The organism is Aggregatimonas sangjinii (assembly GCF_005943945.1).
GTDB lineage: Bacteria > Bacteroidota > Bacteroidia > Flavobacteriales > Flavobacteriaceae > Pelagihabitans > Pelagihabitans sangjinii.
On sequence record NZ_CP040710.1, the window covers coordinates 2,225,116 to 2,243,505 of the forward strand.

General features: G+C 44.9%; 10 protein-coding genes. 7 read left to right on the forward strand and 3 right to left on the reverse strand.

Annotated features, from left to right (window positions below):
* Positions 1–456, forward strand: a complete 456-nt coding sequence (locus FGM00_RS09135) for a GNAT family N-acetyltransferase (protein ID WP_138852612.1) — start codon at positions 1–3, stop codon at positions 454–456.
* A 201-nt stretch (positions 457–657) separates the two neighbouring features.
* Positions 658–1,431 carry an NIPSNAP family protein gene (locus FGM00_RS09140; protein ID WP_138852613.1) on the forward strand — a complete coding sequence of 258 codons (774 nt, stop codon included), beginning with the start codon at positions 658–660 and terminating at the stop codon, positions 1,429–1,431.
* 34 nt (positions 1,432–1,465) lie between these two features.
* Here the strand turns inward: FGM00_RS09140 and FGM00_RS09145 are convergent, their stop codons facing one another.
* A complete protein-coding gene (locus tag FGM00_RS09145; RefSeq protein WP_138852614.1) occupies positions 1,466–1,762 on the reverse strand; it encodes a hypothetical protein in 297 nt (98 codons plus the stop codon).
* Positions 1,763–1,777: 15 nt separating this feature from the next.
* Positions 1,778–2,401 (reverse strand): M23 family metallopeptidase, encoded by a 624-nt coding sequence (locus tag FGM00_RS09150; RefSeq protein ID WP_236262982.1) that lies wholly within the window; start codon positions 2,399–2,401, stop codon positions 1,778–1,780.
* Between the two features lie 129 nt (positions 2,402–2,530).
* On the opposite strand from FGM00_RS09150, the gene FGM00_RS09155 reads away from it, so the two are divergent.
* The 4 genes from FGM00_RS09155 (at position 2,531) to FGM00_RS09170 (ending at position 8,319) form a co-directional block, all read left to right on the forward strand.
* On the forward strand, positions 2,531–3,670 hold the full coding sequence (locus tag FGM00_RS09155) for a hypothetical protein (RefSeq protein ID WP_138852615.1): 1,140 nt from the start codon (positions 2,531–2,533) through the stop codon (positions 3,668–3,670).
* Between the two features lie 2 nt (positions 3,671–3,672).
* A complete protein-coding gene (locus FGM00_RS09160) occupies positions 3,673–5,781 on the forward strand; it encodes a PDC sensor domain-containing protein (RefSeq protein WP_138852616.1) in 2,109 nt (702 codons plus the stop codon).
* A 79-nt stretch (positions 5,782–5,860) separates the two neighbouring features.
* Positions 5,861–7,969 carry a cache domain-containing protein gene (locus tag FGM00_RS09165; protein WP_138852617.1) on the forward strand — a complete coding sequence of 703 codons (2,109 nt, stop codon included), beginning with the start codon at positions 5,861–5,863 and terminating at the stop codon, positions 7,967–7,969.
* A 182-nt stretch (positions 7,970–8,151) separates the two neighbouring features.
* Complete coding sequence (locus FGM00_RS09170) at positions 8,152–8,319, forward strand: lmo0937 family membrane protein (RefSeq protein WP_138852618.1); 168 nt, start codon at positions 8,152–8,154, stop codon at positions 8,317–8,319.
* A 52-nt stretch (positions 8,320–8,371) separates the two neighbouring features.
* On the opposite strand, the gene ligA is transcribed toward FGM00_RS09170, so the two are convergent.
* Entirely contained in the window at positions 8,372–10,366 is a 1,995-nt protein-coding gene (ligA, locus tag FGM00_RS09175) for an NAD-dependent DNA ligase LigA (protein WP_138852619.1), read from the reverse strand.
* 345 nt (positions 10,367–10,711) lie between these two features.
* Between ligA and FGM00_RS09180 the strand changes: the two genes are divergently transcribed.
* Positions 10,712–17,692 (forward strand): tandem-95 repeat protein, encoded by a 6,981-nt coding sequence (locus FGM00_RS09180; RefSeq protein WP_138852620.1) that lies wholly within the window; start codon positions 10,712–10,714, stop codon positions 17,690–17,692.
* Positions 17,693–18,390 lie beyond the last annotated feature (698 nt).

Consider the following 18,390-nt stretch of genomic DNA (forward strand, 5'->3'; position numbering starts at 1 on the left):
ATGATGAAGCTTCACAGAACTACATCCGACAATCAGGACTTTATCAACTTGGTCGCGTTACTCGATGCCGATTTGGCCGAACGTGACGGCGAGGAACATGCTTTTTATCATCAGTTCAATAGTATTCAGGAATTGAAACATGCGCTGGTCGTTTACGAAAATGATATCGCTATAGGCTGTGGCGCCGTTAAACAATTCGATTCGTATACCATGGAAGTTAAACGAATGTACGTCTTACCAGATTACCGTGGCAGGTCTATCGCCACTACCCTATTGGCGGCTTTGGAGCAATGGACGCTTGAATTGGGGTATACACGCTGCATTCTTGAAACGGGCAAGCGACAACCGGAGGCCATTGCCTTATACAGAAAAAATGGATATAAGGTTATTCCAAACTACGGGCAGTATGCTGGGATTGAAAACAGTGTTTGCTTTGAAAAAACAGTATCTTTCTAAAAAACGAATCGGTAATCGTTTGACCGTTATCATCGTCCTGCCTGCTGAAACGATTGATCGCAATTTTCATTAAGTTCGTATGCGATGTAGACCTTAGGACCGAAGGCTCAAATGAACGAGCTTGACAAAAATAGTTGTAGACCTTGATTCCGATTGCTATGCTGCGTATGTGATTGCCCGTGTTGATCCTAAAATTGAAATATGAAATTTAGAACCCTTTTATTTTCCCTATGCTTTTTGGTAGCGACAGTAAATTCTTTCTCACAGGCGCGGGAATATTATCAACTTAAGGTATATTCTTTTGAGAATGAGACCCAACAGCAGCTTACCGATGAATATCTTGAAAATGCCTTTCTACCGGCATTAAAGCGACTTGATATCGATGATGTTGGTGTTTTCAAACCCATAGCAACCGATAGCTTAACCCTAAAAAGAACCTATGTACTTATTCCTTTCAATTCCTTGGCGCAGTTCAGCCTTTTGGAAAATACGCTGATGAAGGACGAGATTTATCTGGCAGCGGGCGCAGCCTATCTCAATGCCGCCCACGATGCCCCGCCTTACCAACGCATAACATCGGTATTGATGAAGGCGTTCACAGAAATGCCGGAAATGAGGGCCTCAAAGCTCGAGGGTCCTCGAAAGGATAGAATTTATGAATTACGGAGCTACGAAGCGGCCACCGAAGATCTTTACAGAAAGAAGGTGGATATGTTCAATGCGGGAGGAGAAGTACGCCTCTTTAATCGGTTGGGGTTCAATGCCGTTTTTTATGCGGAAGTGCTTTCCGGAGCCCAAATGCCCAATTTGATGTACATGACCACTCATGCGAACATGGAAACCAGGGATGCCAATTGGAAGGCTTTTGGTGATTCCCCGGAATGGGCCGAGCTAAAAAAAGTGCCCAAATATCAAAATACGGTTTCGCGAAATGACACCAAGTTGCTCTACCCCACCGATTATTCCGATTATTGATTGCTGTAATTTTAAAAATGTCAGTACAGGATATTTAGCTTTTCAAAACAAATTCCACCATTTCGCGATGTTCATCGTTTAAGGAGCCATCAAAAAAAGGTCTCCCTGCTTGTCGATACCAGTATCCTGCATTGAAATCATCACCCTCCTTTCGATGAAGATAGGCATGCGCCCAACTGCCTAGGGATGTGTGCAATTCCTGGGCAATATCGTGAGCCGCTTCCCAATTTCCCTTGGCATCGTACCAAAGTGCTATCAATGCTTCAGGCCAATCTGCTGGCGGAGTATCCTCTGAGAGCATATTTTGAAATTCTTTATAGTTTTTAATCATTTTTAGCCAATAAAATCAACGCAACCAAATATCCGGATTCAGATAGAACATTCGTTTCCAACCCTGAACCGATACCTCGTCATATAAATTCGGATATGGGAAAGGCGTGGTAATCGCATAGTGTAAATGCGGGGGTTTTCCTTTCGCATTCCCAGTATCGCCCACGGTACCGATGACCGTGCCCCTTTTTAAAGGCTTGAACACAAAAGTCTTTATGTCATCTAAATGGGCATAATAATGAAAACGCCATTTGGGGCCTAGCACCATTACGGACTTCCCCCCTTTTCCTCCTTCAAAGGTATACACCACAATCCCATTGGTCGCTGATACCACGTTTGTTCCCCTATCGGCAAAAATATCGATACCCTTGTGCGTAATCGAGGTTCCCCAGGGGTAAGCCCAAAATGAACGTTCATCCCAACTCTTCGTCGTGGCATTTTCTACGGGTACGATCATTCGTTGTGGCAGTAAAAAGCCCACCCCGATGAAGGCCAAAGGCACCCAAAACCATCTCCGCAAACTAGGATTGCGTACCAAAAATGCCAATGACATCAATAAGGCATACCAAAAACGTCTTGTGGTGTTGGTAATCATCTTTTTGCAGTGTTCATCGCTACTATTCAAAAGTAACAAAAGCATCTTCAAATTGAATCGCTACCCTTTTACTTCTTTCTATGAATCTTAGGAAATGGCGTTGGACATCGGACTGTTTCTAAAATTTCAGTAATTTCACGGTCGAATAAATCGACCGGAAACCACTGACCATTAATGAAATCAATCTCGCTCGTTTTACTATTGTCTTGCTTTATTGCTGTACCCTTGAATGGTCAAGAAGTTGATCCAAAGCCAAAATTCGATATCGATTTTGGAGGTGCCTTACGCTATAACTATGTCTATTCTTCATGGAAGCCCAATCAGCAAAAGCGTGGTGGGGATATTGGTTTTGAGGTCTTTCGGATCAATGTTGATGCCACCTATGGCGATTTGGAACTTCATATAGACCAACGGTTTTATTCCAAGGCTTTCGGCGGTGCATTCCTTAAATACGGCTGGTTTCAATACAATCTTAATAAGGAGAGTCATCTTAAATTAGGGCTAATACCTGTATATTTCGGACCGCAACAGTTCAACTCAAATAGTTGGTTTTTTCAGCTTCCGTTTTATATAGGGTTTGAAGACGATCACGACATGGGTATCAGTTACGACTATGAAAACGAGCATTTCCGTTTAGACGTGGCTTTTCATAAAAATGCAGAGGCACTCACTTTCGGGGATAATGCCCCCGTATCACCGGACCGGTATTCGTATGACTTTTCCGGTCGCAACAAAGAGGTCAACCAATTTAATCTAAGGTTCAACTATAAATTGAATGGAGCGGTAAAACAGCTCTTAGGCACCTCAGTTCAATATGGCGGCATCTGGAATCTGGACACTCAGGAAACCGGAACTCAGGCAGCCTTGGGGCTTCACTATCAAATGGATTACAAACGAATTAATCTAAAGACACAGTTTATTTCCTACAACAACAAACCCGAAAATAGCGATGGTGAATCTCGGGATATCATTGAGATGGCCGCCTATAATTTTCCGTACAACACCGCGGCCAAGGCAAATACCTATTCCGTAGCACTGGCCTATACCATTCCCGTGAATTGGGGCCCATTTAACTCCGTTCAATTATACAACGATTACACCTACATGGATAAGGCAATAGCCACATGGGAGGATACCCAAATGAATGTAACCGGTATGTTTTTGGATATTAAGCCTGTTTATATCTATATTGATTACGCCCAGGGTCTCAACCATCCTTGGCTGGAGCCCAACCCTACCAATGCCCTTACGACAGGCGACCCTAACAATGGCTGGGAAAGCAGGTTCAACATCAATATTGGATTTTACTATTAGAAATGGTCAAGAAATTACTTTACGGAGTGGCGATCATCATTTTTATAACGCTAATCTACCATGCATACGAACTGTACAGCTATACCGAACAGCGCACTGAAACGGCGCTTCGCAAGGCTAATGAGACCACAAATACGCTAAAGGTCCAGGTTGATTCGATCCTTCAAATTATCGAGGGCGAGGGTGAACGATTGGCTGCTTTGTTCGGAGCAAATGAGTATACGAAGGAAGAAATACTGACAATCATTAAGGAAAGTTCAATCGGGATACCGGAATTACAGGGAATAACGGCATGCTACGAACCCTATGCCTTTGATGACGACAAAAGGCTTTTTTGCCCTTACTTCAATAAAAGTAGCGGTGATTATGTTTTCGTAGAAGATAGTTACGATTATTCAGATCCTACCCTCGAAGGTACGGATTGGTATACCAGCGTAAGGGAAAACGGTTCGAAATGGGTAGAGCCATACTATGCAAAGGCGGGCAAGGACTGGTATATTGATTTTGGAATCCCGTTTCACTACCAAACAGGACCAAAAAAAGGACAGGTGCGCGGAACGATTACCATGAGCCTGGTAGCCAGCAGGTTTAAGAGTTTGATACTTTCGTTGAGTTTGGGCAAAACGGGTTACGGTATCATCACCTCGAAAGAAGGAAATTTTTTATCCCATCCGATCAACGATTATGTAGGCACCACGAACTTAAAATTAGTCCAACAGAAAGAGAAACAACCCGAACTGGTCAGGGTTTTCGACAGTATCCGAACAGGAAAATCAGGTACCGTTACCTACACCCAATTGGATACTGATGATGAGGTAATTTTTCAATACGATAAAATACCTACCTCTGACTGGGGCTTGGGACTTCAATTCTTGAAAAAGGAATTAGTAGGAAATACTTCCGAAAGAAATCACAGGTATATCAAATTGGCCCTATTGTTCTCGGCCTTGCTTTTGATTCTTATCGCTATTTATTTTAATAAAGACTATCTGGATGTTGGTGAAATCTGGCAATTGAGTATTCTAGCTTCCACCCTGATTATTTTGAACATCGGTTTTATTTGGTATTTACAACATACAGGTACTCGCGCTTTTGAGGAACAAAGTCCGCCTATTTCAACTACAAGTGGTTTGGAGAATTTCGTAAGCCAACAGCACCGCCGTCTGGATAACTTAAAGCTATCCAAATCGATTCCCGTACCTACCGGGCTGTTCATACAACGTATGGCTTTCGAAAATAGCTACAACATCAATGTTTCCGGAACAGTTTGGCAAAAGTATCCGTTAGATGTGGCAGATAAAGTGCAAACCGGATTCTTGATGCCTCAAGTTTCCCCCTTCGCCGAGGCCTCATATATTGAAGAAAAATACCGAAAAAAAATAGAGGCAACCATAAATCAAGAGGGGTATCTGTTAATTGGCTATGACCTTCGGGTAACTCTACAACAAAGCTTGGACTATAGCAGCTTTCCGTTCGACAAAAGACATGTGCGTATCGATTTAGTTCCCAAAAATAGTGAGGATAGACTATTGTTCACCCCCGACCTTGATAGCTATGAAATCACGAATCCGACCAGAAAACCAGGATTGAACCCCGAGGTGAAAATATCGGGTAATCGAATTATGAAAAGCTATTTTAGCTACACCACGAAATCGTTTGACACCGATTTTGGTTTCGGCTCGAAAACACTCTTTGAGGAGGTGCCCATACTCCATTATAATGTGGATTTGAGGCGCAAATTATTGAATGTTTTCATCACCTACCTGATTCCCATTTTCGTGAGCCTGCTCATGATTTTTATTCTCATTATGGCCTGTGCGAAGACCGAAGAGCGCCAAGGCATCATCGAAGGTATGGCGGCATTCTTTTTTGTGTTGGTGTTTTCGCATATTGATTTGCGCAAGGAAATCATCACCGCGGATTTGATTTACATGGAGTACTTCTATTTCATTACCTATTTCATCATAATGGTGACGACTTGGAATTTGATTACCTACGCCAAGAGCAAAAGCCCTTTGTTCGATTACGAAGAAAACCTGATTTTTAAATCCCTATATTTTCCCTTTTTCTTTTTGTGTGTCTTAATCGTGACTTTGGCCAAATTTTATTGAGATAGAAAACAAACAATTTCGGATGCCTTACATTATATGCCCATCTGTGAACATTTAAACCATAGCTGATCGCCCATTTATGTTCAAAAAGATTTTTGCCGGTCTTGCCCTAGTAGTGCTCACTGCAGTGCTATTTCATTCCGTTGCCCTTTATCGCTTTACGCAAGAGCGGAATGCCATGGTTACCACGAAAGCCGAACAAACTATGGATTCGCTTAAGGGACAGGTCGACACTATCTTGCGCACTATAGTCGCAGAGGCCGATCGCTTAGCGGACGACTTTGGAGCCAATGACTACACTCAAGAACAAATTGAAGATATCATCCAGAACTCGGCCCTTAAAATACCCCAATTACAAGGTGTTACGGCCTGCTTTGAACCTTATGCCCAATCGGATGATAGAAGACTCTACTGCCCTTATTACGACAAGGGTTTAGGGAAACGCATCTACCTAGAGCAAGGGTATGATTATACCGACACCGAAACTCCAGGAACAGCTTGGTATACGGGGGTTCGCGACGCAGGTGCAAAATGGGTAGAGCCTTATTTTGGAACCAACATCAAAGACTGGTTCATCGATTACGGCACCCCTTTTTACTATTCCTCCGGGCCTAAGAAAGGTCAGGTACGGGGTACCATTACCATGAGTTTTCTAACGAGTGGTTTTAAAAATATGGTGCTTTCGCTTAGCCTTGGCAAAACCGGATACGGTATCATCACTTCCGCCAATGGAACCTTTTTATCGCATCCGGTAAACGACTACGTTGGTACGGCGAGCTTGGATAGTATCAACAAAGTACAGCGACAACCGGAATTGAAAAAAGCATTTAACGCCATTCAAGCGGGTGAAAAGGGTACGGTTTTTTTCAATCAAGAAGAAACAGGGGAAGATGCGCTTTTCATCTATGATAAAATTCCAACTTCCGATTGGGGTATCGGTCTACTGTTTTACACCCGCGAATTGTCGGGCGATATATCGGATTTAAACGAACGGTATATCAAGCTGGCCTTGTGGATTTCGCTATTTCTAATCATGATTATAGCCGTCTATTTCAATAAGGACCATCTAGACGCCGGAGAAATCTGGCAACTAAGCATCCTCGCTACCATTTTATTGATATTGAATATTGTCTTTATCTGGTACTTGCAGCATGCCCGTATGAGTAATGAGGAAAACCTGAATCCGCCCGTTTCGGACATGGGCAGCTTAGGGAATTTCGTAAGCCAACAGCATCAACGCTTGGAAGCATTGCGACTGCCAAAATCAATTCCTATACCCACGGGAATATTGGTGCAGCGAATCGCTTTTCAGAACAGTTACAATGTAAACATATCTGCTACCGTTTGGCAAAAGTACCCAATTGACATTATCGATAAGATACAGGTAGGTTTTACTTTACCGCAGACCTCCCCTTTTGCCGAAGCTTCTTATATAGAGGAAATCTACCGAAAGATAATCCCGCCACAAGGAAGTACAGCGGGCTATCTACTAATCGGTTGGGAATTTCGGGTAACCCTGCAACAATATCTGGATTATCAAGACTTTCCGTTCGACAAGCGGCACATAAGTATGGATATTGTACCAATTAGCGCGGAGGATCAACTGGTTTTCGTACCCGACCTACAAAGTTATGAGTTTACCAATCCTACAAAAAAACCCGGATTGGATAAGGAAGTAAAAGTTTCTGGGAATATTGTTACCAAAAGTTATTTCAGTCTTAGCCGCCAATCCTACGATAGCGATTTCGGATTCGGATCGAAAACCCTATTTGAAGATGTTCCGGTCTTGCATTATAATATTGATTTACGACGAATTCTTTTGAATGTATTCGTCACCTATCTCATCCCGATTTTTGTCAGTCTTATCATGATGTTCATTCTCCTACTAGCGGCCAACAAAACGAAGGAACGCCAAGGCATTATCGAAGGTATGGCGGCATTCTTTTTTGTGTTGGTGTTTTCGCATATTGATTTGCGCAAGGAAATCATCACTGCCGACCTTATTTTCATCGAGTATTTTTATTTCATTACCTACTTCATGATCATCCTCACTACTTGGAATTTGATTACCTACGCCAAAAACAAGGCGCCGATTTTCGATTACAACGACAATCAGATTTTCAAAGCCTGCTTTTTTCCTTTTTTCTTTCTTTGTATGTTGATCGTAACCCTGTCAGAATTTTACTAAAAGTGCTTAGCAATTATAAGTAAGTTCTCTATAATGAAGTGTCTTTGTGGGTGCTGCAAATACCCTAATCGGAATTCTTCGAAGGATGTTTATTTTTTTTAATGGGTCATTCCTTTGTTTAAATGAACAAATGTAGGCTACAGAATTAACTAGCTTGCAACTATAACTTTAAATGACCAATTATGAGAAGTATTCTTTGGCTAGTAGCAGTTATCTGCATCATTGGATGGGTTTTAGGCCTTTTGGGCATAATTCCAGGTTTGGGAACCAGTAGCCTGTTCCATATTTTAATCGTTATTGCGGTAATCGTCATCCTGTACAATGTTATCTCGGGTCGCAAACCCCTTTAACATTGCACCACTGAAAATCAAAATATTGCTATGAACATCAGCGTAGTATGGACTAGATTAAAGCCAAAAACTCCTTTTCGGAGATAATCGGTACTTCTAGTCCTTCTGCCTTGGTGCGTTTGCTCGGGCCCATTTTGTCCCCCGCTACCAAATAAGTAGTTTTTGATGAAATGCTGGAGCCTACTTTCCCCCCATTATCCTCGATAAGCTTTTTCAATTCGTCTCTAGAAATGGTTTCGAAAACTCCGGATACTACAATCGTCTTCCCCTTAAGCTTGTCCGTCTGGTTCTCCAATTGTGTTTCCGAGAGCGAAAATTGTACCCCGTACCGTTTTAGTTGCGCTATAATGATTCTGTTGTCTTCATTCTGGAAGAACTCTACAACGGACTGGGCAATGCGTTCCCCTATTTCATCGACAGCTGTCAATTCTTCTAGCGAAGAGTTCATCAACGCATCAATATTTTTGTAGGCTTTTGCCAACTTTTTAGCGACCGTTTCGCCTACGAACCGAATGCCCAATGCGAATAGCACGCGCTCAAAAGGCACTTGAACGGAATCCGAAACTCCTTTGACCAGGTTTACAGCAGATTTTTCGGCCATTCTTTCCAACGGCATTACTTGCTCCCTGGTCAACGTATAAAGATCTGCATAGTTGGTAATGAGTCCCTCGTTAAAAAGCAAGGTTACCGTTTCGCTTCCCATTCCTTCAATATCCATAGCCTTGCGGGAAATATAGTGCTGAATGCGACCCGTAATCTGGGTTGGACAACCGTAGTAATTCAAACAATAGTGTTTGGCATCTCCTTCAGAACGCACCAATGGGGTATGGCACTCCGGACAATGGTCTATGTAAACGGTCGGTGTAGAGTCTTTTGGCCTTTGGCTGAAATCTACCCCAATGATCTTAGGAATGATTTCCCCACCTTTTTCGACAAAAACGGTATCGCCCTCGCGTATGTCGAACTTTTCGATTTGATCGGCATTGTGCAATGAGGCCCTCTTCACCGTAGTACCGGCCAATAAAACCGGTTTAAGATTCGCTACTGGAGTTATCGCACCTGTTCTCCCGACCTGATAGGTAATCTCATTCAATACTGTAGAGACCTGCTCCGCTTTAAATTTGTAAGCCAATGCCCAACGCGGGGATTTTGAAGTAAAGCCCAATTCATCCTGTTGCTGTAGATTATTTACTTTAATGACGACCCCATCTGTTTCATAGGGTAGTTCATGCCGATGTACGTCCCAATGCGCTACGAAGTCCATGACCTCTTCAGTGGTTGTGCACAATTTGGCGATTGTTGGCACTTTAAAACCCCACTCCCTGGCCTTTTGCAACATTTGCCACTGCGTTTTAATACCTGTATTTTCACCAACAATACCATAAAGAAGACAGTCTAATGGGCGTTGCGCCACGACTGCGCTATCCTGTAGCTTTAAACTTCCCGAAGCTGTATTCCTAGGGTTCATATAGGGCTCTTCCCCATTTTCGATACGTTCTTCGTTCATTCGTGCAAAACCCTCAAAAGGCAATACGATTTCTCCTCGAATATCAAATTTAGGTGGATAATCGCCTTTCAAATGTAAGGGCACCGACTTTATGGTCTTTACATTTGTGGTAACATCGTCGCCTTGGGTACCATCACCCCTAGTAACGGCTCTAACCAATATCCCCGATTCATAGGTGAGATTGATAGAGGCCCCATCATACTTCAATTCGCAGGTAAAGGTCACTTCGGCATCGCCTAGACCCCGTTTTACCCGTTTTTCCCAATCTTCCAAATCATCCTTTGAGTAGGAATTATCCAAAGAGTACATGCGGTGATTATGCACGACGGTTTTGAAATTCTTGGTCACCGTTCCCCCAACGCGGAGGCTTGGCGAGGTAGGGTCGAAAAATTCCGGATGCTGTTCTTCGAGCTGCTGCAATTCCCTAAGTTTCATGTCGAATTCGTAATCCGAAATGGTGGGGTCGTCGAGCACGTAGTAGGAGTGGTTATGCTGGCGTAACTCATCGCGTAGTAGTTTAATCTTTTCAGCGGAACTCATTTTCTTAAAGTTTAATCGATTTCAAAGATAAAATTTTCGGGACGTGTATGGCAATTAAACATTAGCGTCTTAAATCGCTTTGATTTTCACTATGGTTAGCCGTCGCATTATTTAAGAGTTTATATCACACCATGTAGGATTTTATAAATATTATTTGAAGTAACACAGGTGAAATGAACAGTATTGCGATTGTGTTAACTCATTTGCGCATTGGGTCAAAAATAAAGTTAATCGAATTAAGTATGCCTTCGTACTGTCAATACCATTGTAAAACTTAAGAAATTTTAGTTACTACCCTACAACTACTTTTTTAAGGTTCTAATAATCCAATTAAATTAAACGCTTATGAAAAATTTTACTTCCAAGGTGTTATGCCTTGTGTTTACATTGGCATTGGGAATAAACCTGATGCATTCGAACTACAAGGAATCCGATTCAGGATTTCTGACGACGCACGTCGATAAGGTTTCCCCAGGGATTTCCGACCTCGACGAAGTTCCCATTCAATGTTCCGGAGAAGCAGTTATCCCGGAATATGAAGTTGATGGGGAATGGTTGAGTGGTAATAACGATTTGGTTGTTGCCGAAGGTACATCGCTTAAACTTAGTGGTCTTCCCAATAAGCTAAGTTTCTCCATAGAATTGCCAAGTGGCGAGATTGTCGGGGATGATTATGACCTGGGAAGCGTAACTCCTTCACAAAACGGAACCTATATCGTACGTTCTCACCAAGGATGTGAGACCATTATTGCCTTAACCGTTGAGGGAAGCAGTACAGGCGACACCGGTAACGAATCGAATTGTGACGGAGCAGCCGTTATTCCTGAATACCGAATTAACGGTGAGTGGCTAAGCGGTAATAATCAAGTTACGGTCGAGGAAGGCACAGCGGTAGAGCTGAGTGGCCTACCTAATAGTCTCTCCTTATCAATTCAGCTTCCCAATGGCCAAATTGTGGGTGACGATTATAATTTGGGAAATGTTACTCCTGAAGCGAACGGCACCTATATCGTACGTTCTTCCGGAGGATGTGAAACGACTATAATGTTAACCGTAGAAGGCGGGAACACAGAAAATCCAAACCCCGATACAACCTGCAATGGCCGTACGGTCATACCTGAGTATGAGGTTGACGGAGAATGGTTAAGTGGTGACAACGAATTGGTATTGGAAGAGGGCACGGCACTTAAGCTTAGTGGGCTCCCAAACAGTTTGTCCTTATCTATTATTCTTCCCACTGGTGAAGAAGTGGCCGATGATTACGATTTAGGTACGATTACCTCTTCCGACGAAGGAACTTATATCGTGAGGTCATCGGAAGGTTGCGAATCCGCAATCAATCTTACGGTAACTGGAGGTGAAACAGCTTGCGAAGGCGAAAATGTAATTCCTGAATACCAAATTGATGGAGAATGGTTAAGTGGGGAAAATAGAATTTCCGTACCACAAGGTACTCCAGTGGTCATAAGCGGTTTGCCAAACACTTTAAGTTTAATGGTAGAATTACCGAATGGGGAGATTCAAGATGATGATTTCAGCTTAGGGAATATTACTACTGCTCAAGCAGGCACGTACACGATTCGCTCTTCGCAAGGATGCTCGACTACATTAACAATAGATGTAATCGAAGAGCCCACTGCAGATTGTGTCGGAGAGACTATTATTCCAGAATATCAGGTTGATGGTGAATGGTTGGACGGTGACAAGCAGCTTTCGATATCCGAAGGTACAATGCTGGTTCTTAGCGGTCTTCCCAATTCCTTGCGACTATCAATAGAATTGCCAAATGGCAGTATTGTGGGCGATGATTATGATCTTGGGAGCGTGACACCTTCAGATAGCGGTACGTATATTATACGTTCCGAGGAAGGTTGCGAGGTATCCTTTGCGTTAACCGTGACCGATGATGGCAATTCAGGTCCAGAAGATCCGGGTGGAGATGGCCCGGCAGTAGGCGCACAACGTGTAGAAGCAGAAACGGAAGCGGAAGCGGAAGTAGAATCCGAAACCGATGACGGAGTTGCGGCTGGTTCTGTAGCCGTAGGTGCTGCAGGTGCGGCTTTAAGCCCTAATTCTGCTGCAGTCAGTAGAACCTCGGGGTCTATTTCGAAAAGTACCAACGTTCCGGCCGAGCGATTGAATCCGGATGAATCTACCAGTCAAGGTGGAAGCAGTGATGGTGCACCGGAACCCGGTGACAATGAAAGTGGCGGTGACACGACGGATGAAGGTAGTGAAGCTGAGGCCGAGGCCGAGGCCGAATCCGAAGCCGAAGCTGAAGTGGCCAACGGTGCCGCCGTTGCAGTGGGCGGATCAGCAGTTAGTGCAGCCGGTGGCGGACGTAGTGTGTATTTGGATGATGAAGGCCGATTGGTACTTTATCCTTCGGAAGCAACACTGGGAGCCGATGCAAAAACATCAACCTCTACGTCGACATCTAAAGTAAACATCACTTTTCCAGCGAACAATGAGCCACAAGGTGGTGGTGGTTCTGGAGGAGGAGGCACTGGAGGTGGCGGTGGTGACGGCGGTAGCCCCATCACGACCATTGGTGAAAAAACGACTATCAACGAAGATAGCCCCATCAATATCAATGTACTGAGCAACGATACCGGGCCGATAGATCCAACGACGGTAGCGATCGAATCACAACCCTCAAATGGTATAGCAGTGGTGAATGCAGATGGTACCGTACGCTATACTCCAGATGCGAATTTTAATGGAGAAGATAGTTTTGTCTACTCCGTTGGTGACGGAAACGGGAATAAATCGAACGGTGTGGTTGATGTAACAGTTACGCCAATTAATGATTTGCCCACGGTCACAGGAACTATTCCAGATCAAAATGGTGTTGTAGGCCAAGTTTTCAATTACACGATACCATCCGACCTTTTCAGCGATCCGGATGCGAATGATAGACAATTAAGTCTAAGTGTAACGAATCTGCCATCAGGTTTGAAAAGGGAGGGTACTCAGATAGTCGGTACACCCAGAGCTCCAGGAGATTTCAAAGTTGCCGTACAGGCGACAGATGAGGCCGGTGCAACCGTACAGACCGATTTTAATTTGAACATTAGGGCACAGGGAGCATCGAATGTAACCACCGTTGCCGATACAGCGACTACTGACGAAAATACGGCCACAACGGTACGTGTTCTCGATAACGATCAGGGTCCTGTTGATTCAGCAACTGTTGCAATCGAGAGACAACCCTCTAATGGACGGGCTGCTGCCAATCCCGATGGAACAGTAACTTACACGCCTAATCCTGGCTTTTCAGGTGGTGATAGTTTCGTGTATTCTGTTAGGGATACCGATGGTGTAAAGGCCACTGGAACAGTAAGTGTTACCGTAAACAATACCAATGACGGTCCCGTGGTCGACCAAGGTATTGCGGATCAGACGGCTACCGTAGGTACGAGTTTTATGTTCACCATTCCGGCAAATGCATTTAGCGACCCGGATGGTACTAGCGAATTTAGCTATACCGCAACAAATGTACCTTCCGGAATTACATTCTCGGAAAGTCAGTTTGCAGGCACGCCCACTGCCGCGGGCAGCACTGTGATTACGGTAACCGCTACCGACGAGGCCGGTGCATCGGCACAGACTGATTTCACCCTTACCGTTAGCGGTTCTACCGGCGGTGGAGGCGGAGGTGAAGGTGGTCCGGTCACAGCCAACGAAGAAGAGTTTGCCGTCTTGGAAGACAGCAGCACGGACTTCGATGTTTTGAGTAATGACTCAGGACCTATCGACATTTCTACATTAACCGTAACAGGTCCGCCATCCAACGGTACGGCCACAGCCAATGCAAATGGTACGGTTACTTACGAGCCAAGTCTAAACTATGTTGGCGAGGACAGCTTTATGTACTCCATAGGCGACGGGAATGGGAACACGAGTAGCACTACCGTTAGCCTTCAGGTTGATCCGGTGAATGATACGCCGGTTGTCGATCAAGGCATTGCGGATCAAACTGCGGTAGTTGGTGAGAATTATATGTTCACCATTCCTTCGAATGCTTTCTCAGATCCCGATTTGGACAGTCAGCTTAGCATCACATCTATGAACTTACCATCTGGACTTAATTTCGAGGATACCAAAATTGTTGGTATACCAAGCCAAGCGGGATCGTTTGTTACGACCATTATGGTTGAGGATGAAGGCGGTTTAACGGCTTCGACCACGTATACTACGACGGTTCAGGAAGCTGGTTCCGGAACTGGTGGTGATGGAGGTGGTGAAGGTAGTTCTACCGTTACTGCCAACGAAGAGGAATTCACCGTTCAGGAAGACAGTTCGAATAATTTCGACGTTCTCAGCAATGATACCGGAGAGATAAATCCATCGACAGTCGCCATAGAGTCGCAAGCCTCCAATGGAACGGCAACGCCGAATAGCGATGGTACCATTACCTATGAACCCGCGCTGAACTTCTTCGGTTCGGATAGCTTTAGTTATTCCGTAGGAGATGGTAACGGAAGTCGATCGCAGACGACCGTTAGCCTATCGATCAACAATGTGAACGATAGTCCTGTGGTTGATCAAGGAATTGCAAATCAAACGGCACAAGTGGGGCAAAATTTTAGCTTTACCATTCCGATGAATGCGTTCAGTGATCCCGATCCTGATGCCCAATTGAGTATCACCGCTATGAACCTACCTCCTGGATTGGCCTTTGAGGACACCAAAATCGTAGGTATGCCGCAACAGGCCGGTAGCTTCACGGTAACCATCTCAGTTGAAGACGAAGGTGGTTTAACGGCGTCGACGATGTTCGATATCAGTGTGAGCAATGCTTCGACCGCGCGTGCGGCTCGTATGGCTTCTTTAAATGCGAAAAAGAATGGTATTCAAACCTTCTCCGCTCCAGTAGCGAAAGGTACTAGCCTAACTGCTAGAGGACCTGGTGCAGGTCTCCCTTTTGCGGATCCCGACACCGTTCCTATTATTCAAACGGATACCGAGGCCGAAGTTGAGTCGGAGAGTGAGGCCGAAGCAGAGGCAGAAACCGTTACAGGAGCAGCAGCAGCTGTTGCTACAGGTGGTTCAGCAGTTGCCGCAGTAGGTGATTTTGCCGAGGCGGATGCGTTGGTCTCCGTGGCCAGTTCTACCTCCACTTCGGAAGTAAATGAGGAACAGCCGGAACTTTTTGCCAATATGAATGAGGATAGTGCTGGTGGTGCAACCGCTACCAAAGCCGCTAGCCCGAACATAAATAATACGAAGGCAGTAAGTGCTGTGGCTTTTAAAGCTTCTGACATCCTGAACATACCACAACCCACAGATGGGAAAGGATTGTTCGAGTCTGAATCGGAAGCAGAAGCGGAAGCCGAAGCAGAGGCCGAAGTAGACAATAATGCAGCGGCAGCATCAGCGGTCGCTTCCGGTGGCGGTGGTGCCAACGGAATCGGTGCGACTGCACGGGTAGCATCCTCTACGGCGGTTTCTACGTCAACGGAGAACAATAACGGTACTCTGAACAGAGCCAATGACGAAGTTGATGAGGAGTCCAATCGTTTTGATGAATTGGTATCCACACAGTCTGAGGCAGAAGTGGAAGTCGAGGCAGAAGCAGAAGCCGAAGCTGGAAATGGTAGACCGACAGCAATAGCTAGCGCGGGTACCGTGGCTTTGGGTGATGTGACCGCTGAAGCGCAGCTTACGCTGCAAGATGCAGGTGTTACAGCGCCGGCCGGCTCATCGGCACGTCAACTTCCTTCAGATTTTCCTTGGGTCGAGGAGTCTTTTTATAAAAAAGGCGACCGTATCGAGGCGGTAGGAGTTGAAATGGCTCGAGGCATCTTTAATGTGGCCGATAAATCTTTGCGTTCCGTTACAAGTAGAGCGGTACCTTTAGGTAATCTTGAGTCGGAGAATGAGGCAGAAGCAGAGGCAGAAGCCGAAGCTGAAGTCGGATTCAATGCGGCGGCGGCCTCTGCCTCAGCAGTATCCGTACAAGCCAAAAACGGATTGGTTCCTTTACCGGCCAATGCGGCATCGGCTACGTCAACGTCGACAAGTGTTTTCGACAATGGAGAAAACAAAAACAATCACGAAAGTTTCCCAGGAGCAGCAGAACAAGGCAACTATGGGGATTTACCGGATTTGGATGTTGATTTGGATGGTTTCATCCTAGAAACGGAAACCGAGGCGGAGGCCGAGGCGGAAGTAGGCTTTGAAGCAGCTGCGGCCAGTGTTGCGGCATCTGCGGCAGGTTACGAAGGTATTCAAGCCAAAACTGCTTTTGCCACGACGCCATACGCGTCGGCAGCGGCAGCAGGTAGTGGTGCAAGGGTGACCTTATCCGTGATTACGCCAGCCGAAAATGAGGCTGGAATCGTGGCAGCGAGCGCTACGGCGACCGATCCACAAGGAAGAGGTGTAGCAGTAGCCGTTGCGGTTGCCGGTGTACCTTTCGAAGATGGTTCCGACAATGAAAGCGAAGCGGAACAAGAAGGTCTGACCATTGCTACGGTTAACGTATCAGTGTTCACCGATCCTGCAGACGCTCAAAATCCTAGAATGCTTCCGATGGGAGATGATGGAGAAGGCAGTACGGGAGGTTCAGCCACCGATGCCGATAACGAAGGTGAATCTGTTGGGGAAACAGAGATTGAGAGTGAAGCGGAAGCGGAAGCGGAAGCCGAATCAGAAGCGGCATACGGTGTTGCAGCAGCATCCGCCGCAGCTACAGCTTCTGGAATCGGTGCGGTTGCATCGGCCAATACCTCTACGTCAACAATGGCTTATGATGGTAGCTATGAACTCAACACAACAACCGCAAGTGTCGCCAACTTTACGGCAAGAGCCGAGAGTAGTGATGCTGTCCTTAACTGGAAGTCAGTTGGTGTAGAAAAGTTCGCCGTTGATCATATGGTAAATGGTACGTATGAGGAAATCGGAACGGTCGAAAGTGCCAATCAAGGAAAGTCAGAAGACTATATGTTTAGAATGTACGGTCTCGAGGCTGACCAAGAGCATCGCTTTAGATTGCGTCCTTTGAAGTCCAGTATCGGTGCACAGGAAGCTTCCTTTACTTTGGAAACTTCCGATGTATTCAGTATCTCGGCACCTTACCCCAATGTGATGACCAGCAGAACACAGACCGAAGTTGCCGTAAAACGCGATCAGAAAGTCACTGCCAAGGTCTATGACATGTCAGGAAGGGTCATTAACACCTTGTATGATGACGTGATGAAAGCCGATTTGAAGGAGAACTTGATATGGGTTCCTGGGCAGTCTATTCCAAACGGTCTTTATTTCATTAAGATCGAAGGAAAGGATTTCACGGAAACCTTTAAGGTGATATTGCGCAAGTAAGCATCACTTTTAGAAGAATCGAAAACCCGTTGCAAGTTTTGCAACGGGTTTTTTGTTTTAGTTGGAGATTGTATTGACAAGGTAAAACTTCATCTGAACATAGCCGGGTCACCTAGGCAAAGCGATTAGAAACAGTGTTTTACCATTTTATTACATTGGGGTAGCAACAGCCAAGTGAAATAAATGAGCCTTTTTGTATTACTCTTTGCTAAAAACTTTATTCGTGATCTGTGTCAAGACATGCTATCTTTTTCTGCTAAGGTGTTTCAGACGGGGCATAATCGCAACCCGGTAATCCGCTAAAGCATCCTTTTCGTATAACCACCTTTTGTACCGGAGCTATACGAAATTACACCTACGAGAATTACCATGATTTCAAGGACAACAACACCGGCAGTAATATTGATGTCCTTGCTTCTGCAAATCATCATAGATGCCTATTCGCTTGTGTTAAAATAACCTAGTTAATTCCGATTTTTTAATAAAACAGTGTTGAAAATTCACTTTTAAAATCGAAGATGATAAAATATGAACATTAATGGTTTCCAATCCATAAGCGTCAATCCCTAACGAATCCGATTCGACTCCACAGCTAGAGCGCTAGCGCGTATATAGAAAATGAAAATGGCAGCCTGTAGGCCATCTGTTGTGCGAGTTGCGGAATCGTTTTTCGCATTGAAATCCATTTTAGTACGAAA